The organism is Curtobacterium sp. PhB130, from assembly GCF_003755165.1.
GTDB lineage: Bacteria > Actinomycetota > Actinomycetes > Actinomycetales > Microbacteriaceae > Curtobacterium.
Genome location: NZ_RKII01000007.1, coordinates 869455 through 888888 on the forward strand (window position 1 = coordinate 869455; position 19434 = coordinate 888888).

Annotated in this window: 20 protein-coding genes; 14 read left to right on the forward strand and 6 right to left on the reverse strand. The window is 71.9% G+C overall.

Annotated elements, in window-relative coordinates:
* From EDF24_RS09905 to EDF24_RS09940, 8 genes are all read left to right on the forward strand, one after another.
* Positions 1-441 carry a hypothetical protein gene (locus EDF24_RS09905; protein WP_123656171.1) on the forward strand — a complete coding sequence of 147 codons (441 nt, stop codon included), beginning with the start codon at positions 1-3 and terminating at the stop codon, positions 439-441.
* Entirely contained in the window at positions 438-914 is a 477-nt protein-coding gene (locus tag EDF24_RS09910; RefSeq protein ID WP_185021622.1) for an ImmA/IrrE family metallo-endopeptidase, read from the forward strand. Before EDF24_RS09905 ends, EDF24_RS09910 begins: the two co-directional genes overlap by 4 nt.
* Complete coding sequence (locus tag EDF24_RS09915) at positions 911-1843, forward strand: hypothetical protein (protein ID WP_123702511.1); 933 nt, start codon at positions 911-913, stop codon at positions 1841-1843. Before EDF24_RS09910 ends, EDF24_RS09915 begins: the two co-directional genes overlap by 4 nt.
* 119 nt (positions 1844-1962) lie before the next feature.
* The gene (locus EDF24_RS09920) at positions 1963-2175 is read left to right on the forward strand and encodes an SCO4848 family membrane protein (protein ID WP_123656174.1); all 213 of its coding nucleotides are present in this window, start codon (positions 1963-1965) and stop codon (positions 2173-2175) included.
* Between the two features lie 190 nt (positions 2176-2365).
* A complete protein-coding gene (locus EDF24_RS09925; RefSeq protein ID WP_123702513.1) occupies positions 2366-3043 on the forward strand; it encodes a response regulator transcription factor in 678 nt (225 codons plus the stop codon).
* A complete protein-coding gene (locus EDF24_RS09930) occupies positions 3036-4394 on the forward strand; it encodes a cell wall metabolism sensor histidine kinase WalK (RefSeq protein WP_123702515.1) in 1359 nt (452 codons plus the stop codon). The genes EDF24_RS09925 and EDF24_RS09930 overlap by 8 nt, the downstream gene beginning before the upstream one ends.
* A 48-nt stretch (positions 4395-4442) precedes the next feature.
* Positions 4443-5060, forward strand: a complete 618-nt coding sequence (locus tag EDF24_RS09935; RefSeq protein WP_123702517.1) for a PepSY domain-containing protein — start codon at positions 4443-4445, stop codon at positions 5058-5060.
* A 78-nt stretch (positions 5061-5138) separates the two neighbouring features.
* A complete protein-coding gene (locus tag EDF24_RS09940; protein WP_123702519.1) occupies positions 5139-5975 on the forward strand; it encodes a VOC family protein in 837 nt (278 codons plus the stop codon).
* A gap of 11 nt (positions 5976-5986) precedes the next feature.
* Here EDF24_RS09940 and EDF24_RS09945 read toward each other — a convergent pair whose 3' ends face one another.
* Positions 5987-6562 (reverse strand): TetR/AcrR family transcriptional regulator, encoded by a 576-nt coding sequence (locus EDF24_RS09945; protein WP_123702521.1) that lies wholly within the window; start codon positions 6560-6562, stop codon positions 5987-5989.
* 74 nt (positions 6563-6636) lie between these two features.
* On the opposite strand from EDF24_RS09945, the gene EDF24_RS09950 reads away from it, so the two are divergent.
* Positions 6637-7572, forward strand: coding sequence for an aldo/keto reductase (locus EDF24_RS09950; protein ID WP_123702523.1), 936 nt, complete (start codon positions 6637-6639; stop codon positions 7570-7572).
* Here the strand turns inward: EDF24_RS09950 and EDF24_RS09955 are convergent.
* Both EDF24_RS09955 and EDF24_RS09960 read right to left on the reverse strand, forming a co-directional pair.
* Entirely contained in the window at positions 7569-7874 is a 306-nt protein-coding gene (locus tag EDF24_RS09955; protein WP_123656181.1) for a hypothetical protein, read from the reverse strand. The genes EDF24_RS09950 and EDF24_RS09955 overlap by 4 nt on opposite strands.
* Before the next feature lie 81 nt (positions 7875-7955).
* Positions 7956-9497, reverse strand: a complete 1542-nt coding sequence (locus EDF24_RS09960) for an amino acid permease (protein ID WP_123702527.1) — start codon at positions 9495-9497, stop codon at positions 7956-7958.
* 328 nt (positions 9498-9825) lie between these two features.
* On the opposite strand from EDF24_RS09960, the gene EDF24_RS09965 reads away from it, so the two are divergent.
* The 4 genes from EDF24_RS09965 to EDF24_RS09980 all read left to right on the forward strand — a co-directional run bounded on the left by EDF24_RS09965 (position 9826) and on the right by EDF24_RS09980 (position 14288).
* Complete coding sequence (locus EDF24_RS09965; protein WP_123702669.1) at positions 9826-11151, forward strand: glycine betaine/L-proline ABC transporter ATP-binding protein; 1326 nt, start codon at positions 9826-9828, stop codon at positions 11149-11151.
* Positions 11148-12125, forward strand: coding sequence for a proline/glycine betaine ABC transporter permease (locus tag EDF24_RS09970; RefSeq protein WP_123656183.1), 978 nt, complete (start codon positions 11148-11150; stop codon positions 12123-12125). The genes EDF24_RS09965 and EDF24_RS09970 overlap by 4 nt, the downstream gene beginning before the upstream one ends.
* Positions 12126-12139: 14 nt before the next feature.
* The gene (locus EDF24_RS09975; protein ID WP_123702529.1) at positions 12140-13054 is read left to right on the forward strand and encodes a glycine betaine ABC transporter substrate-binding protein; all 915 of its coding nucleotides are present in this window, start codon (positions 12140-12142) and stop codon (positions 13052-13054) included.
* A gap of 70 nt (positions 13055-13124) precedes the next feature.
* Positions 13125-14288: a mechanosensitive ion channel family protein gene (locus tag EDF24_RS09980; protein WP_123702531.1), complete on the forward strand. Its 1164-nt coding sequence runs from the start codon at positions 13125-13127 to the stop codon at positions 14286-14288.
* A 114-nt stretch (positions 14289-14402) separates the two neighbouring features.
* Here the strand turns inward: EDF24_RS09980 and EDF24_RS09985 are convergent, their stop codons facing one another.
* Positions 14403-14594: a hypothetical protein gene (locus EDF24_RS09985; RefSeq protein WP_123656186.1), complete on the reverse strand. Its 192-nt coding sequence runs from the start codon at positions 14592-14594 to the stop codon at positions 14403-14405.
* An 85-nt stretch (positions 14595-14679) separates the two neighbouring features.
* Between EDF24_RS09985 and EDF24_RS09990 the strand changes: the two genes are divergently transcribed.
* On the forward strand, positions 14680-15831 hold the full coding sequence (locus EDF24_RS09990; RefSeq protein WP_123702533.1) for an SLC13 family permease: 1152 nt from the start codon (positions 14680-14682) through the stop codon (positions 15829-15831).
* Between the two features lie 54 nt (positions 15832-15885).
* On the opposite strand, the gene EDF24_RS09995 is transcribed toward EDF24_RS09990, so the two are convergent.
* Both EDF24_RS09995 and EDF24_RS10000 read right to left on the reverse strand, forming a co-directional pair.
* Positions 15886-16857: a magnesium transporter CorA family protein gene (locus tag EDF24_RS09995; RefSeq protein WP_123656188.1), complete on the reverse strand. Its 972-nt coding sequence runs from the start codon at positions 16855-16857 to the stop codon at positions 15886-15888.
* A 22-nt stretch (positions 16858-16879) separates the two neighbouring features.
* The gene (locus EDF24_RS10000) at positions 16880-19321 is read right to left on the reverse strand and encodes a hypothetical protein (RefSeq protein ID WP_123702535.1); all 2442 of its coding nucleotides are present in this window, start codon (positions 19319-19321) and stop codon (positions 16880-16882) included.
* Between the last annotated feature and the right edge of the window lie 113 nt (positions 19322-19434).

Here is a 19434-nt window from a genome sequence, read left to right on the forward strand (position 1 = left end):
ATGATCACCAGGGAGCCCAAGGGCGGAGCGCTCGACGCGGCGGAGCTCGCGCGGCGTCTGAACCTCCTGCTCGACTTCGAGGAGTCGCAGCGCGGCGCGCCGGTGCCGTTCTCCGCGATCGAGGAGTACGTCGACGCCCGGGGCGGATCGCTCTCCCGTGCGAAGTGGACGTACATGATCTCCGGCGCCGGTCGTCGGAACCGCGACACCGAGCTCCTGCAGCTCCTCGCCGGCTTCTTCGAGGTCGACGAGCGCTTCCTGCTCGAGGACAGTGACGTCCCGGAGCGGATCAGTGCACAGCTCGCCCTCGTGCGGTCGCTCCGGTCGGCACGCGTGAGCGGGTTCGCTGCGCGGACGTTCCCGGGGGAGCTCTCCCCGGAGGCGCTCCGCCGCATCGCCGCGGTGATCGAAGAGGAATCGCAGCGCGGGATCGTCCCGTGAGCACGCACGCCGGGGGCTCCGCGCGGCTCGACGCGTTCTGGGAACGTGGGCGCACCGAGGGGTGGGCGGACGTCGACCAGGCCGTCACCGCCGCCGCCGAGATCGTCGGGAAGCCGATCGTCGTGCGCGAAGAAGCGTTCCTGGCGTCCGAGCCGGTCTGCGGGTTCGTTGCGACGCTCGAGCGGGCGCACCTCATCATGATCTCCCCGACCTCGTCCGGCACCTTCCGGTCGTTCGTGATCGGCCACGAGCTCGGCCACGTCCTGCACGACCACCAGGAAGCGTCGGCGCAGTCCGCGTACATCCGCGACGTCATCCCGGACCTGCCGGAGTACAAGGTCGAGCGAGCGATGGCCCGAGGGCTCTTCGAGAACGAGTTCGAGCGCGAAGCCGAGCTGTTCGCCGACCGCCTCGCACAGCTCATCCGCGGTCACCGTGACCGGCCGAGCGCCTTCCGGGGAGTCTTCGGGTGACGGCGGTGCTCGCCGTCGTCCAGGCCGTCCTGCTCGTCGCCGGGGCCGTGACGCTGTTCGTGCTGCAGCGCGGGCAGGACCGGACCCTCGCCGTCACCTTCCTGCTCTTCTGCGCGACGATCGTCACGAACGTCGACCCGTTGTACCGCTGGCTCGACCCGCTGTTCGGTGGGTTCAACGTCGTGACGGTGATCAGCGACTGCCTGATGATCGCGGGGACCAGCACGCTGCTGTGGGGTGTGGCGAAGGCCGTCGGTGCCGCCGGCCCCTGGCTCCGGAACGCGATCATCGTCTCCTGCGCGGTCGTCGGTGTCGTGATCGTCACCGCGTTCGTGGTGCTGGACAAGCCGCCGACCACGACGACGTTCATGCTCGTTGCGGGTGACCACGCCGCCGCGGCGGTGTACTCGATCGCGCAGACGCTGTACCTCGGCGTCGCCCTCGGCGCCACCGGGGTGATCTGCGTCCTCCGCGTCCGTGAAGCGCGGACCCGAACCGACCTCGTCGGGCTGTGGGTGCTCGTCGTCGGCGGGCTGTTCGGCGTCGTCCGGATGGTCGTCGTCGTGGTGATGGACCTCGCGCACGTTGGTGGCGACATCGCCGTCACGCGGGCCCTGTCGACGCCGTACGACATCACGACGCCCGGCGCCGTGATCTGCGTCGCGTCCGGGATGCTCCTCCTGGTGATCGGGCACCGCGTCGCCCGCGCCCGGCGTGCGAACGCCGTCGAGTCCGCGATCCGGACGCTCGAGCCCCTGCACACGCGGCTCGGCACCGACAACGAGTACCCGGCGTCGGACGACCCGGCGACCCGCCTCAGCCGGCTCATCGTCGAGATCAACGACGGCGCTCGGAGCTCCCGCGCAGCCCTCAGCGATCGGGAGCGCGCGGTGCTCGCGCGTGCCGAAGCCGCACTGGACGTCGCGTAGCACCCTCCGGCCGTGTAGGGTCTGTAGCAATTGCTACGTTTCCCTGTGGTGATCGCCGGTGGGACTCGGCCGCGTTGGGGGCGGCCGAGCACCACCGATCTCCTCGGTAGGCTGCTGGGGTGTTCGTCTTCGCCGCAGTCGTCCTGTTCGTCGGTGCCCTGTTCAACCTGATCGCCTGGCCGCGCTTCTTCCAGCGGGTCGCGAAGGACACTCGGGCCCGTGATGCCGCCGGTCGCCCGACCACGTTCTACACGGTGCACCTCGTGCTGCTGCTCGTCGCGCTGGCGATCACCGCCGCCTCGATCGTCGCGGGCATCCTGCTGCTGGTCTGAGCCGACGGCGCACGCGCACGCGCACGCGCACGCGCACGCGCACGCGCGCGCCCGCGCCCGGGCACCCGCGCACCCGCACCCGCGCCCGCGCACGCGCACGCCCGCGCACCCGCCCGCGCCCGCGCCCACGCCGCGCGCTGGCGCGGTCCGCTTCAGCCGCGCTTCAGCGCCGCCCGGGACAATACGGACCATGCGTGTGCTGGTGGTCGACGACGAGGTCCGCCTCGCTGACGGCATCCGCCGTGGGCTCGAGGCCGAGGGGTGGGCGGTCGACGTCGCCCACGACGGCATCGACGGGCTCTGGCACGCGCGCGAGTTCACCTACGACGCCGTCGTCCTCGACCTGATGATGCCCGGCATGAGCGGGTGGGCCGTCTGCGAGCAGCTCCGCGCGGAGGAGAACTGGACGCCCGTCCTCATGCTCACCGCCAAGGACGGCGAGTGGGACCAGGTCGAGGCACTCGACGCCGGCGCCGACGACTACGTCACGAAGCCGTTCTCGCACCCGGTGCTCGTGGCCCGACTCCGGGCGCTGGTCCGGCGCGGGGCCCGTGCCCGGCCGAGCGTGCTCACGGTGGGTGACCTGCGCCTCGACCCTGCCGCCCGGACGGCATCGCGCGGCGAGGTCTCGCTCGACCTGACGAGCCGGGAGTTCGCGGTGCTCGAGTTCCTGGTCCGCCGAGCCGGCGAGGTCTGTTCGAAGCGCCAGGTGATCGAGAACGTCTGGGACGTCGACTTCGACGGCGACCCGAACATCGTCGAGGTGTACGTCGGGCACCTGCGGCGGAAGGTCGACCGGCCGTTCGGGCGGGCGAGCATCGAGACGGTCCGGGGTGCGGGCTACCGGCTGACGGCCGACGATGCGTGAGCGCAAGAGCCGCCGGCTGCCGAACGCCGGCGGGCCGAACGCCCGCCGGGCCCGGAGCGTCCGTGCGCGCACCACCCTCGCCGCGGTCGTCCTGGTCCTCGCCGCGCTCGTGATCGGCTCCGCCGCGTTCGTCGTCGTGCTGCGCCTGGTCCTCGTCGACGGCGTCCGGGCGAGCGCCGAGAGCGGGCTGGAGCAGGCGTCCGCCCGCGTCGAGGCCGACGGCGCCTCCGCGGTCGACGGGTACGACGAGGTCCTCGTGCAGGTCGTCGGCGATGGCGGCCAGGTCATCGCCCACGGCGACGACGCCGACCCACCCGCACTCCCGACCGCCGACGAGTCGCGGTACGACCACGACGGTGAACGCTGGCTCCTCGTCGCCGACGACGTCGACCTGCCCGGTGGGTCCGAGGCGACCGTGGTCTTCGGGGCGTCGCTCGACGCGGCGGACACCGCGACCACGGCGGTGACGACCCTGCTGGCGGTGGGCGTCCCGGTGCTCGTGACGCTGATGGGGATCGGGACGTGGATCGTCGTCGGGCGGTCGCTCCGTCCCGTGGAGCGGATCCGCCGCGAGGTCGCGGACGTCGGCGGTGCGTCCCGTGGGGCGCGCGTCCTCGTGCCCGACACCGGGGACGAGGTCGCCCGGCTCGCCGCGACGATGAACGACATGCTCGACCGCCTGGAGCGGTCCGCGGCGGCGCAGCGGCGGTTCGTCTCGGACGCGTCGCACGAACTCCGGTCGCCGATCGCCTCGGTCCGCCAGCACGCCTCGGTGGCACGGGCGCACCCGGACCGGATGGAGATGACGGAGCTGACCGACGTGGTCCTGGCGGAGAACGACCGGCTCGCGGCCCTGGTCGACGGCCTGCTCGAGCTCTCCCGCCTCGACGAACGGGGCATCGGGGAGCGTCGGCCGGTCGACCTCGACGACATCGCGCTCGCGGAGGTCGCCCGGATCCGGTCTGCCGGTGTCGTCCGGGTGGACGGCTCGGGCATCGGCGCGGCCCGGGTGCTCGGCGACGAGCGGGTCCTCGGACGGGTGGTGCGGAACCTGGTCGACAACGCCGCACGGCATGCGTCCACGGGCATCGCCGTCGGCGTCCGCGCGGTGGGTGGCACCGCCGAGCTGGTCGTGGACGACGACGGCGCGGGGGTCCCACCCGAGGACCGGCAGCGGGTCTTCGACCGCTTCGTCCGGCTCGACGAGGCGCGCGCCCGGGACGACGGCGGTTCCGGACTCGGGCTCGCGATCGTGCGGGACGCGGTGGTGGCGCACGGTGGGACGGTGACGGTCGAGGACGCTCCGACGGGAGGCGCGCGGTTCGTCGTGCGCATCGCACTCGGTGGCTGAACAGGCGGCTTCAGGTCTGCTTCAGCACTCCCACGGCACGCTCGTCCCATGAACCTCACCACCACGCCCCGCCTCCGCCGGGCCACCGTCTCCGCCGCCGTCCTGTTCGCCGGGGCACTCGCCGTCACCGGCTGCGCCGGCACCGACTCGGACTCCGGTTCGACCGCCGGGTCCCGCGCCTCGTCGTCCGCCACGGCGGGCAGCGGCGGCGCGACGACGACCGCCGCCACGAACGACGCCCTCGCCGCTGCCGTCGCGACCGCTCGAGACGCCGTGGGCTCCGGCACGGTGATCTCGGTCGAGCAGGAGCAGAACGGCACCGCGTGGGAGGTCCTCGTCGTGACGGCCGACCACGCCGAGCACGAGGTCCACACGGACGCCAGCGGGGAGGAGACCACGGGCACGCCGCGCGTGGACGACTCCGACGCCGAGGACCGCGCCGAGAACCAGCGCTTCGTGGACGCGGCCGAGATCGACGTGGTCGACGCCGCCGGCCGACTGCAGGACACCGTCGCAGGGACGGTCACGGAGCTCGGTCTCGACGACCACGCCGGCACGGTCGTCTGGGAAGGTGACGTCCGCGACTCCTCCGGCACGAAGCACAGCATCCGCATCGACGCCGGCTCCGGGGACGTCGTGACGAACACCGTCGACACCGACGACTGACCCCGCACGGCGAGTCGACCGGTGTCGGCGGAGCGGTGTAGACCGGGGCACACCACCCGGACGGGATCGGAGCCGACGATGACCGATGCAACACCGCGCAGCTACCCGCAGGGCGTCCCGAGCTGGATCGAGGCCCGCCATCCGGACCCGGACGCCGCCGCCGCGTTCTACGGCGCGCTCTTCGGCTGGGACCTGGAGGAGCGGATGCCGCCCGGAGCGCCGGGCTCCTACCGGATCGCCACGATCGACGGCCGTGACGTCGGCGCGATCACGACGAGCGAGGACCCGGCGGCCTGGACCACGTACATCGCCGTGGACGACGCCGACCTGACCGCCGCCCGGGTCGTCGCGCTCGGCGGCAGCGCGGGGGAGCGGTGGGACGCCGGTCCCGGTGGCAGTGCGGGCCGCGGTGCGGACTGCATCGATCCCCGCGGCGCCGCGTTCTCGCTCTGGCAGGCGCGGGAGCGGCTCGGGTCGCAGCACATCAACGCCCCGGGCGGGTGGGTGTTCAGCGACCTGCGGTCCCGCGAGCCAGAGGAGGCATTCGTCTTCTACGAGCAGCTGTTCGGCTGGCAGGTGTCCGGCATGGACGAGGGGCCGAGCGTGATGGTGCGGCTGCCCGGGTACGGCGACCACCTCGCGGCGACCTCGGACCCGGACATCCGGGAGCGCCAGTTCGGCGCGCCGGAGGGGTTCGCGGACGTCGTCGGTGCGCTGGCTCGGATCGATGACGGACCCGACGACTGGCACGTGTCCTTCAGCGTCGCCGACCGGGACGTCGCAGCGGACCGGGTGGTGGAACTCGGCGGCCGGCTCCTCGGGACCTGGGAGGGCTACTGGACCCGGGCCGCGGAGCTCGAAGACCCCCAGGGCGCGACGTTCCGCGTGACGCAGTTCGCCCCCGACGCGGGCTGAGCGCGGGCTGCCTACGGCTGGGCGCGGAGCCCGCCGACGACGATGTCGAGCAGCCGCCCGGTCTGCTCCGGGTCCTCGGTGTCCCGGGTGGAGAGCAGCACCCCGATGAGCGCCGCCGTGACGTCGTCCGCGACCATGTCGCTCCGGAGGGTCCCGTCGAGCGCCCCCGCGTCGAGGAACCGCTGCACCGCGGCGTTCACGCGTTCCCGCGTGTGTGCCGTCTCGGCCGCTCCGCGGATCGCGCCGACCCGGACGGTCTCCGCCATGCCGCGCTTCGCCGCCACGAACCGGGCGTACCGGTCCGCGAACGCCCGGAGCGCGCGGTCGGCCGGTGGATCGGCGAGCAGCGCGTCGACGGTGCCGAGCACCGCGTCGAGCTCGGCGCCGTAGACCGCCGCGACGAGGTCCTCCCGCGTCGGGAAGTTCCGGTACAGCGTGCCGATGCCGACCCCGGCCGCGCGGGCGACCGCCTCGAGGGAGGCGTCCTCGCCCGCCGTGGTGAACGCGGTTCGTGCGGCGTCGACGAGCGCGGCGCGGTTCCGTGCCGCATCCGCGCGGGGGCGTCGCGTCGTGCCGGGGCTGGACAAAGTGGAGGCTCCTCCGGTTATGCTGCAGTCAAGCGGAGGTTCCTCCGCTTCCCGTCACCCTACCGGAGGCACCCATGCAGCAGCACACCGAGAACACCCGCCCGGGCGGCACGTCCCGGCTCGGCACCCACGAGGTCGCCCGGATCGGCTACGGCGCGATGGCGCTCGAGCGCTTCGCGGACGACCGGGAGGCCGGCGTCGCCCTGCTGCACCGGGCGGCCGAACTCGGCGTCGACCACGTCGACACCGCGGACTTCTACGGGCACAGCGTGGCGAACGACCTGATCCGCCGGGCGTTCGGCAGCGGCGACGCCGTGACGGTCGTCAGCAAGGTCGGCGCGGTCCGGGTCGACGCTCCCGTCCCGCTCGCCCTCGCACAGCGGCCCGCCGAGCTCCGTGCCCAGGTGGAGGCGAACCTCCGCACCCTCGGTCGCGATCGCATCGACGTGGTGAACCTCCGCCGTGCTGACCTCGGCCCGGGGCTCGTCGCCGAGGGGGAGCAGCTCGTCGACCTCGACGACCAGCTCGCCGAGATGACCGCGATGCGCGACGAGGGGCTCATCGGCGCGATCGGCGTCAGCGCGGTGTCGGCGGACGTCGTCCGGCGGGCGCTCCCGGCCGGCATCGTGTGCGTGCAGAACGCCTACTCGATGGTCGCCCGCGGATCGGAGGAGCTGCTCGACCTCTGCGTCGCCGAGGGCATCGCCTGGGTGCCGTTCTTCCCGCTCGGCGGGGCGTTCCCGGGGCTGCCGAAGGTCGCGGACGAGCCCGCCGTGCAGCGCATCGCCGCGGAGCTCGGGGTCACGCCCGCGCAGGTCGGACTCGCCTGGCTCCTCGGCCACGCACCGGACGTCCTGCTCATCCCGGGGACGTCGAGCATCGAGCACCTCGAGGAGAACGTCGCCGTCGGGTCGATCGTGCTGGACGCCGCGCAGACGACCGCACTCGACGCCGTGTGGGCCGAGCGGCACGCGCACGCGGCAGCTGCCGAACCCGAGTGGACCGCCTAGGACGACGCGGGTGTCGGCGCGCCGAGCACCCGACGGAGCGCCAGGGCGGCGACCTGCTCGTCGGACGTGTCGAGCAGCACGCGGTAGGTGTCGTCCGGGGTCAGGAACTCGACGCACACGGCATCGAAGTCGCACGGCTCGATGCGCCAGCCGCGCACCGCGTCCATCGGCACCGCGGTGACCGCGTCCCGCTCGTAGCTCGTCTCGGCGTGCACCCGGTCCGGGAACACCCGGACGCGTCCGACGCTCCCACGCCACGTGAGCTGCAGGTCGAGGGTCGGTGATGCAGAGAGGTCCGGCACCCGCTGATCGTACTGGCGGATGCCGGACCTCCCGGCGACCGTGCGACGCTCGTCGCGCTGCGCGGACAACCGAGGACGTGTTCAGTGCTGGTCGTCGTCCTCCGGCGCTCGGCGCACCTGGTTCGCCGGGTCGCGGCCGGTGATCGGGTACGGACCGGTCACGCCCTGGCGGAGCGCCGCGATGCGGAGGATCCGGTCGCGCTGCAGGAACCAGCCGACGATGAGCAGCGGGATCACGATCACGAGGGACGCGATCGTGTACGTGCCGACGGGGTAGTCGATCGCCATCAGCACGATCACGGACGCCAGGAACGCGAGGGTCAGCCACGAGGTCACCGGCGCGCCGGGGAGCTTGAACGTCGGCTCCTTCGCCAGACCCTGCTTCGCCCAGGAGCGCAGGCGCATCTGGCAGAGGATGATCGTGCCCCACGCCGTGATGATCCCGAGGCTCGCGATGTTCAGCGCGATCTCGAACGCCTGGCTCGGGACGAAGTAGTTCAGCACGACGCCGGCCACCGTGAAGCAGGCGGTGAGCAGGATGCCGGCGTAGGGGACACCGCCGCGGGACATCTTCGTGGTCCACTTCGGTGCCGACCCGTTCATGCCCATCGAGTGCAGGGCGCGGCCGGTCGAGTACAGCCCGGCGTTCAGCGAGGACAGCGCCGCGGTCAGCACGACGAAGTTCATGATCGAGCCGACGACGGCGCCGACCTGCGGGTTCCCGATCGAGGAGAAGAACGTGACGAACGGGCTCTGCCCCTCCTTGTACGCCGTGTACGGCAGCAGGAGCGAGAGCAGGACGACCGACCCGACGTAGAAGACCGCGATGCGGAAGACCACGGAGTTGATCGCGCGGGGGATGACCTTCTCGGTGTTCTGCGTCTCGCCGGACGCGGTGCCGACGAGCTCGATCGCGGCGTACGCGAACACGACGCCCTGCACGACGAGCACGGTCGGCAGCAGTCCGTTCGGCAGCAGCCCGCCGTTGTCCGCCCAGATCGAGAACCCGGTCTGCACCTGCTGGCCGCCGGCCTCCACCGGGAACGCCCAGATCAGCCAGATGAGCCCGATCACGAGGAATGCGACGAGCGCGGCGACCTTGATGATCGCGAACCAGAACTCGAGCTCGCCGAACAGCTTCACCGCGACCATGTTGGCGGCGAGCACGACGAGCAGGGCGATCAGCGCGAGGAGCCACTGCGGCGCCGAGGTGAACGCCGACCAGTAGTGCAGGTACACGGCGACGGCGGTGGTGTCCACGATCGACGTCATCGCCCAGTTGAGGAAGTACATCCAGCCGGCCGCGTACGCGAACTTCTCGCCGTAGAACTCGCGGGCGTAGGAGATGAACGACCCCGACGACGGCCGGTGCAGCACGAGCTCGCCGAGCGCACGCAGGATGAAGAAGCCGAAGACGCCCGCGATCAGGTACACGACCGCGAGCGCAGGGCCCGCGGTGTGCAGCCGTCCACCGGCGCCGAGGAAGAGCCCGGTGCCGATCGCGCCGCCGATGGCGATCATCTGCAACTGCCGGGGCTTCAGACCGTGCTGGTAGCCCTCTTGCTCGTGCGAGAAGTCGTTCGCGGGCGCTCGGTCCACGCCGGTGTCGTTCTGCGCTGTCATTCCCGTCACGGTACAGGTGCAGCGGAATCGTGGTGCCACGACGAGGACCCTCGATTCGCGATGGGGGACAAGTGTCGTTACCGTTGAACGTCCCCTCAGGGACACCGACGATCAGGACGCGTCCACCGCAGCAGCTGCCGCGGGGGCCGTACGGTCGGCCGGACCGGGGTCGTCCCGAGTACGACCCCCGCGTGCGAGATCGCTCGCCCAGCGCTCCGCGCCGGGCTCGACGCGGTCACGACGAACAGGGTGCCGGACGACCCGTTCGCAACCACACCGTGTCGCCGTGCGCCCGTGCGCCGCGATCACGCGAGGAGTCCCGTTGACCATCGCACCACCCCAGGAAGCGCAGGACCTCCGCACACCGGAGGACCCGAGCGCGACCCCTGCCGTCCGCGTCCGTGACGTCACCAAGGTGTTCGGCCGCCGCCCAGGCGAGGCCGTCCGCCGTCTCGCCGCCGGCGCATCGCGCGACGACGTCCGCGAGTTCGGCTCCGCGGCCGTCATCGACGCGTCGTTCGACGTCCGACCCGGCGAGATCTTCGTCGTGATGGGCCTCTCCGGCTCCGGCAAGTCGACGCTCATCCGGATGCTGAACGGGCTGCTCGAGCCGACGGCGGGCTCGGTCGAGATCGGCGGCCGGACCATCACGAAGGCCCCGGCGAAGGAGGTCCGGGACATCCGCCGGTCGAGCGTCTCGATGGTGTTCCAGCACTTCGCGCTCCTGCCGCACCGCACCGTCATCGAGAACGTCGCGTACGGCCTCGAGGTGAACGGCGTCGGGAAGGCGGCACGGCTCGCGAAGGCCCGGGAGGTCATCGACCTCGTGGGCCTCGAGGCCTGGGCGGACGCGAAGCCCGACGAGCTCTCCGGCGGCATGCAGCAGCGCGTCGGCATCGCCCGCGCGCTCGCCGCGGAGACCGACGTCCTGCTCATGGACGAGGCGTTCAGCGCCCTCGACCCGCTGATCCGCCGCGAGATGCAGGAGCAGCTCGTCGACCTGCAGCAGCGGCTCGGCAAGACCATCGTCTTCATCACGCACGACCTCAACGAGGCGATGTTCCTCGGCGACCGGATCGCGGTGATGCGTGACGGCCGCATCGTGCAGATCGGCACCCCGGAGGACATCCTCACCGATCCGGCGAACGACTACGTCGCCCAGTTCGTGCAGGACGTCGACCGCGCCCGCGTGCTCACCGCCGCGAGCGTGATGGAGCCGGCGCGCGCCGTCGTGCCGGTCACGGCCGGACCCCGTGGCGCGCTCCGCGTCATGCGGGACCTGCAGACCGCCGCAGTGTTCGTCACCGGCCGCGGCCGCACCCTCGACGGCTGGGTCCGCGACCGCCACGTGATGCGCCAGGTCAAGGCCGGCGACACGAACCTCGACGCGATCGTGAACACCGAGTACGCCCGGGTCGCGCCGGACACCGCGCTCACCGACCTGTTCGAGCTCGCCGTCGAGTCGCCGCTGCCCATCGCGGTCGTCGACGCCGAGGGCCGCCTGCTCGGGGTCGTCCCGCGCGTCACGCTCCTCGCGGCGCTCGGCAACGTCCCGACGACGACCAGCCCCATCCAGACGCTCGAGCCGGTGACCCGCATCTCGAACGACGACCTCGACGAGACGCTCGCCACCACGGAAGGGACGAACGCATGATCACCCCCGGCACCAACTCCTTCGGGGACTTCCACCTGCCGCTCGGCACGTGGGTCGCCGCGGTCGTCGACTGGATCACGACCTACCTGTCCGGCTTCTTCGACGTCGTCCGGTACGTGTTCACCTGGATGGACGCGTGGATGGAGTACTTCCTCTCCACGCCGCCGTTCTGGGTGATCACGCTGATCCTCGTCGCGCTCGCGTTCGTCGCCAAGGGCTGGAAGCTCGCCCTCGGTGCCGCGATCGGCCTGCTGTTCATCGTCAGCGTCGGGCAGTGGACCAACGCGATGGACACCCTGGCGCTCGTCATCGTCGCCGCCGGGCTCGCCGTGGTGTTCAGCATCCCGCTCGGGGTCTGGGCCGCGCGCTCCGACGGTGCCAGCCGGGTGATCCGGCCGGTGCTCGACTTCATGCAGACGACCCCGGCGTTCGTCTACCTCATCCCCGCGCTGCTGCTGTTCCGCGTCGGTGTCGTCCCCGGCATCGTCGCGACCATCGTGTTCGCGATGGCCCCGGGCGTCCGGCTCACCGAGCTCGGCATCCGCGGCGTCCCGAGCGAGGTCGTCGAGGCCGGTGCCGCGTTCGGTTCCAGCCCGTGGCGCATCCTCCGCCAGATCCAGCTGCCGCTCGCGAAGGCCAGCATCATGGCCGGCGTGAACCAGGTCATCATGCTCTCGCTATCGATGGTCGTCATCGCGGGCATGGTCGGTGCCGGCGGCCTCGGCGAGCAGATCGTCGCGTCGCTGAACCGCATCGACGTCGGTCTCGGTGCCGAAGCCGGTCTGTCGGTGGTGGTCCTGGCGATCCTGCTGGACCGCCTGACCGCAGCGCTCGGCGGCGGGGCGAGCGGAGCCTCCCGGCTGTGGAAGCGCAGCCGGAAGCCGGCCGTGACCGCGACGCCGAACGCGGCGACCGCCCAGACCGCCGCCACCGCGGAGGCGACCGCCGCCGACCGCCAGACCGTCGACGCGTGAGGAAGGAACCCACCATGAAGCGCACCAAGCGGGTCGTCGCGACCCTCGCCCTCGCCGCCGCGACCGCCGTCGGCCTGACCGCCTGCATGCCGCCCGGCTACTACGGCGCATCCGGCACCGTCGACAACGGCGACCAGAAGTCGATGTCCATCGTCGTGTTCAACGGCTGGGACGAGGACACCGCCGCCAGCCAGCTCTGGAAGTACGTCCTCGACCAGAAGGGCTACGACGTCCAGCTCACCAACGCGGACGTCGCACCCGCCTACCAGGGGCTGTCCTCCGGGGACTACGACGTCGTGCTCGACACCTGGCTGCCGAACACGCACAAGCAGTACATGGAGAAGTACGGCGACCAGCTGACCGACCTCGGCGCGTGGAACGAGCAGGCGTCCCTCGAGCTCGCCGTGCCTGAGTACTCGAAGATCGACTCCATCGAGGACCTCGAGGCGAACGCCTCGGACTTCGGGAACAAGATCGTCGGCATCGAGCCGGCCGCCGGTGAGACCGCGGTCGTGCAGGACGAGGTCATCCCGCAGTACGGCCTCGGCGGGATGGACTTCATCACGAGCTCGACGCCGGCGATGCTCGCCGACCTCAAGGCCGCGATCGCCAAGAAGGAGGACGTCGTCGTGACCCTGTGGCGTCCGCACTGGGCGTACGACGCGTTCCCGATCAAGGACCTCAAGGACCCGAAGGGCGCGCTCGGCAAGAACGAGGAGATCCACACCATCGCCAAGAAGGACTTCGCCAGTGACTTCCCGCAGGCGTCGAAGTGGATGCGGGACTTCTCGATGGACTCCGACACGCTCTACTCGCTGGAGAACGCGCTGGTCAACAGCGGGGCGACGGCGAGCGAGTACCCGGCGATCACCGCGAAGTGGGCGTCCGAGCACCAGGACTACGTGGACTCGCTCACGTCGTCGAAGTAGCAGCACCACCCTGACAGGAGGCACGGTGCCGGCTGGCACCGTGCCTCCTGTCCGTTGGTTGCATGGTGGGATGGACATCCTCCTCCGACTCCTCGTCGCGGTCGGGTTCGCCCTGCTCGTGACCGCCGTCGCCTCGCTCGTCCTGCACCTGGTCTTCCGGGCGCTCGGCCGCCGCGAGCGCTGGGCGGCCTCGTTGTCCAGGCGCACGAAGCACCCCACCAGGACCCTGCTGCTCGTCGCGCTGCTGTGGACGGCGTTCGCGTCCTCGATCCCGGACAGCGATGCGTATCCGTGGCGGGACACCGTCTCGCACGTGTTCCTCGTCGTCACGATCGGCGTCGGCACCTGGTTCGCCTGCGGGCTCGCGATCTTCCTCGAGAGCCTCGGCCTCCACAAGTACCGCGTCGACGTCCCCGACAACCGCGTCGCACGGCGCATCCGGACCCAGGTGCTCATCCTCCGCCGGCTCACGGTCGCGGTGCTCGTCATCATCGGCGTCGGCGCGATCCTGCTCACGTTCCCCGGTGTCGAGGCGGCGGGCGCCAGCGTGCTCGCCTCCGCCGGGCTCATCTCGGTCATCGCGGGGCTCGCGGCGCAGTCCACGCTCGGCAACGTCTTCGCCGGCATGCAGCTGGCGTTCTCCGGCTCGATCCGCGTCGACGACGTCGTCGTGGTCGAGACCCAGTGGGGCCGCATCGAGGAGATCACGCTGACGTACGTGGTCGTGCACCTCTGGGACGACCGCCGGTTCGTGCTGCCGTCGACCTACTTCACGTCGACGCCGTTCGAGAACTGGACCCGGACCAACAGCGAACTGCTCGGCGCGGTGGAGTTCGACCTGGACTGGCGGGTGCGGCCCAGCGAGATGCGCGTCGAGCTCGACCGGATCCTCGACCGCACCGAGCTCTGGGACAAGCGCGTCAAGGTGCTCCAGGTGACCGACGCCGTGCAGGGGTACGTGCGCGTCCGGGTCCTCGCGACGTCCCACGACGCGCCGTCGCTGTTCGACCTGCGCTGCTACATCCGCGAGGAGCTCGTCGACTGGATCCAGCGCACCCACCCGGACGCGCTGCCCGTCCAGCGGGTGCTCATGGTGGACGAGGTCGCGACGCCGCGGCGGCGAGGCGCGTCGACCGCGTCGGACTCGGCGCTGTTCACGCCGGACCAGCAGGACCGCGCCGCCCTGTTCACCGGGCCGATCCAGACGTCCGGGATCCGGCCGTCGGAGCGGTAGACGGCGCGGGAGCCGGCGCGGCCGTCCGCGCTGATCCGGTCGCCACCACGGACGGACGGGAGGCCCGGTGCCAGCTGGCACCGGGCCTCCCGTCCGTCTCGTGGTGACCTCAGATCACGGCTGCTTCGCGCGGACCGCGCGGTCGTCCTCGACGACCGTGCCGATCGCCACGATCGTCGTCGAGAGCCACGCCACCCACGTCAGCGCCAGGCGCCAGTCGCGCGGACCCCGCCTGGTCGTCTGCAGCACGCTGTAGCCGCTGATGATCGAACTCCACACCGCACCGTTGAACAAGAACTTGCGCACGGATTCCTCCTGTCGTCGTCCCGACCACCGTACTGGTCTGTACATTGGAGCGCCGCCGGTCGCGGCCGCGCACCGAGGAGACACATTGCGTCAAGCCGTCATCGGGGGAGCCCTGCTCCTCGTCGGAGCCGTCTGTGTCGCGCTCGGGCTGCTCCCGCTGCCCGACCTCGCCGAGCTGGCAGACCGGGTGCTCCCCGTCCTCGGGTTCGTCCTCGGGCTGACCATCGTGTCCGAACTCGCCGCCGACGCCGGGGTCTTCGACCGCCTGGCTGACGTCGCCGCCCGGATCGGTCGCGGCCGGACGATCGGGCTCTGGGGCGCCGTGGTCGTGCTCGCGGTCCTCTGCACCGTGTTCCTGTCGATCGACACCACCGCGGTGCTGCTCACCCCGATCGTGATCGCGCTGGCCCGGCGGGTCGGGCTGCCGCCGATGCCGTTCGCGCTGACGACCGTCTGGCTCGCCAACACCGCGTCCCTCCTGCTGCCCGTGTCGAACCTGACGAACCTGCTCGCCGTGGACCGGATCGGGCTCGACGGGCCGATCCCGTTCGCCGGGCTGATGGCCTGGCCGGCGCTCGCGGGCGTCGTCGTCCCGTGCGCCGTGCTGCTCGTCGTGTTCCGCGGGAAGCTCTTCGGCCGGTACACGCCGGTGGCGGTCCGTCGGCCGTCCGACCCGGTGTTCTTCGGCGCTGCGTCGGTCGTCCTGGTGGCGCTCGTCATCGCGCTGACCGCTGGCGTCACCGTCTGGATCGCCGCGCTCGCCGCGGCAGCGCTGCTCGTCGTCGTCGCGGCGTTCCGGGCCCCGTCCGAACTCCGGCCGTCACGCGTGCCGTGGTCGACGCTGGTGTTCGCCGCCGGGCTGTTCGTCGTCGTCGAGACCCTGCACACCACCGGCATCACCGACCCGATCGTCCGGGCGCTCTCCGGCGGCACCGGGACCGGGTCGCTGCTGCTGCTCGGGGGAGCGGGCGCGGTGGCGGCGAACGCGATCGACAACCTGCCCGCGTACCTGGTGCTCGAGCCCGCTGCCGGGCATGATGCGCTGCGCTACGCGGCGCTCCTCATCGGGGTGAACGCCGGGTGCCTCATCACGCCGTGGGCCTCGCTCGCGACGCTGCTCTGGCACGCGCGGCTGTCGGCGGAGGGCATCCGGCTCTCGTGGGGGCGCTACATGGCGCTCGGCTGCGTGGTCGCCCCGCTCACGGTGGTCGCCGGCGTCCTGGCGCTCGCGCTGTAGCGCGGCTGCGCCTCGCACCGTGCGACGTCAGCGTGCGACGTCAGCGTGCCGCGGCTACAGCCAGTCGCGGGCCTTGAAGACCCGGTAGAGCACGAGCGACGACACCACGATGAGCGCGACCGAGACGAGCAGTCCGCTCCACTGCCCCTCGCCCGGGAACGTGACGTTCTGCCCGAAGAACCCCGTGATCGCGGTCGGGATCGCGATGATCGCCGCCCAGCTCGTCACCTTCTTCATCACCGTGTTCTGGCGGTTCGACGCCAGGTTGAGGTTCGTGTCCAGCACGCTCGACACGGCGTCCCGCAGCTGGTCGACCGAGTCCGCGATGGTGACGAGGTGGTCCTCGACGTCCCGGAAGTACGGCCGGATCCCGTCCGAGATCGTCTCCGCGTCGCCGTGCAGCAGCGACCCGACGCTGTCCTTCGTCGGGACCACCAGCCGCCGGAGCACCCCGAGTGCCTTGCGCAGCCCGAACGAGCGGCGCTGGATCTGCTTCTCGCGGGCATCACCGCGCTCGAAGAGGTCGTCCTCGAGCGTGTCGATGTCCTTCTCGATCGCCTCGACCGTGGCGCTGGCGTGGTCGACCACGGCATCGAGGAGCGCCCACACGAGCCACGGGACCCCGTGGTCCGACATGTCGACGTTCGCCTGGAGCCGCCGCTCCATCGCGCTCGCGTCCACGTCGGCGCCGTGGATCGTGACCAGGGCGCGCCGCGTCACGAAGGCCTTCACCTCGTGCGTGACGAGCTCTCCCTCGTCGTCCCGACCGCTGACGTCGTAGACGACGAGGAAGAGGCTGTCACGGTACCGGTCGAGCTTCGGGCGCTGCCCGCGCTCCACCGCGTCCTCCACGGCGAGCGCGTGGATGCCGAGCTCCTGCTCGATCTGCTCGAGGTCGGCGGCGCTGGGGTCGGTGTAGTCGACCCACACGACGACGTCCTCGTCGGCGACGAGGTCCGACACCCGCTCGATCGGGAAGTCCCGCTCCGATGCCGAACCGTTCCGCCACGAGCGTGTGCTGACCATGCGCCCGAGCCTACTGACGGGCTCAGTACCCGGCGACGAGCTTGCCGTCCTCGACCTTCAGGTACTCGTAGACATCGAAGGAGTCCTCGTCGTGACCGGCGTCGCCGAAGAACGACTTGTAGTCGTAGGCGACGACCCCGTCCGACGTGCTCGTCACCTGCACGCTGCCGGAGCCCGAGGTCTCGACCTTGAGCTCCGGCATCGTCGTGACCCGGTACTTCACGGCGCCGTCGGCGTCGTAGGGGCCGTACCAGGGGCACCCGTCCAGCGCGGAGACGTCGGTCTTCGCGGCGCACGCGGTGATCTGGTCCGTGACGAACGCCTCCGCGTCCGTCGTGAGCTGCTTCGTGGCCTTCGGCTCGAAGTCGACGTACGGGCTGGTGGAGGCGCCGACGGACACCGTCTTCGTGCCGCCGGTGAAGTACTTCGACCCGCCGACCTGCACGCTGTAGGTGCCCGGGTACGCCAGCGAGCGGAAGGAACCGTCGCTGATCTTCCCGATCCGCTTCCCGCCGACACTCACGGGAGCGCCCTCGAGCGCCGACGCGGCGGTGATCGACACGGTGTCCGCGAGCGGGGTCGTCACGCGCCACTCGTCCTTCACGAGCCAGCTCGTCCCGGTGCGGCGCAGCTCGACCTGGCCGGAGCGGTTCTTGCCGCCCTGCGTGTAGGTGACCGTCGCGGTGGCGCGGTCCCCGGCGGTGGTGACACGGCCCACGCGGACGTCGCTCGGACGGTTCTCCGCGCTCTTCAGGACGGTGGCGTCGAGCATCGCGGCGTCGTCCGGGACCTCGCTCATGTCCTCGGCCGTGGCGGCGTCACCGCGTGCGATCGCGTCGACGTAGTTCCGGACCGTCGGTGCCGGTCCCCAGACGTTCGCGCGGAGCACCCCGGTGGTGACGGCGCCCGCGACGATCACGACGACGACGGCACCGCCGGCGATCAGGGACCGGACGAGGACCTTCTTCGCCCGCGGCGACATCGGCGCGGCGGCGCTCGCCGACGCCCCGACGAACGGAGCGGACGTCCCGGCGCCCCAGCCGGCCGGAGCACCCTCGGTCGCAGCGCCGTCAGCGGCAGCCCCGCCCGCGGCACCGGGCGTGGCCGACCACGACGGCACGGCGACGGCCCGCGGGTCCGACCCGACGAGCCGTGACGTCACCAGCAGCACGCGACCACCGAGCAGGGGGAGGAGCACCGGCGCGAGGTACCGCGCGACGACCTCGATCGCCCCGCCCCACAGCGCGAACACGATCGGCGTCCACGGTGCGACGCCCATCGACCCGGTCCCGGAGACGGCGCTCGACCCGGTCGCGCTGTACGAGAACACCCCGGTTCCGAGCACGAAGAGGACCAGTCCGGCGACGAGCCAGACCGCGGGCGTGACGACCCAGTCGAGCGTCGTGCGTGCCCGGTCGTTGCGGCGGACGGCGAGCGCGAGTCCCGCGGCGACCGCGGTCACCAGGACGAGGAGCACGACGAGCCAGAGCCAGCCGGAGGACCCGCTGAACACGGACGCGGTCTGCGTGACGCCACCGGCGCCCGCGACGCCGACCCCGCCGAGGAACCCGAGGGCGACGAGGGCGATCGACAGGTTGCCGATGACGAGCGGGAGCGCGGCGCCCCACGACGGCTGGGCGACCAGGGCGACCACGATCAGGACGACCGCGACGAGGACGACGACGGCCCCGATCTGGAACACGGCCACCCGGGCGGTGCCGAGGACCCGGGTGGCGAGCACCCGACCGCGAGCGAGCACCGCGGGGCTCGCGAGGAACGCGGACAGCGCACCGACGACGAACGCGCCGAGGATGCTGCCGACGCCGACGGCGTGCACGGCACTGATCGCGACGCCGGACGACGACGGGAAGCGGATGGCGAGCACGAGGCCGGCGAGCGTGGTGAAGGCGGTGAGCACGAGGCCGGTGACGACCGACGTGACGACGAGCTGCCAGGTCCCGAGGGCACGGCTGCGGACCCGGCGGGTGAGCACCACCGCGAGGACGACCTGTGCGGCGAGGACCAGCGCGGGGACGAACCCGAGCGACGCGGCACCGGAGACCCCGAGCAGCGGGATCGACCCGGCGAGGTGCAGGCGACCGAAGTCGGCGAGGGCGACGAGCTGCGCGGGCGCGCCGAGCAGCACGCTGACGCCGGAGAGGAGGCTCTGCACGTCCGGTGCGGCGCTGCCGAGCGTCGACCCGGAGTCGGGCAGGGTGGCGCCGCCGATGGACGACTCGCCCGAGCCGCCGGCGGCCGCCACGGCCACCGTCAGCAGGAGCGAGATCCCGGCGACGACGTACGCCGCGACCCAGGCGCCGACGCCGGCGAGCACGGCGGCGAGCCAGTCACGGCCCCCGATCGACCGGAGCAGCCGTCCGAACGGATCGCTCGCACCGGAACCGGCAGGACCGGCACCAGAGCCAGGTGCGGGCGGACCGGGCACGCCAGGGTTGTCGCTCACGGCGGATTCCTCTCCGGCCGGGCAGCCGCGCACCGCCCTCCGGCACGCTGTGTCCCCCCGACACGGGATGCAGCATATGGGAAGCCGCGGATCCACCGGGAATCCGCTGTCGG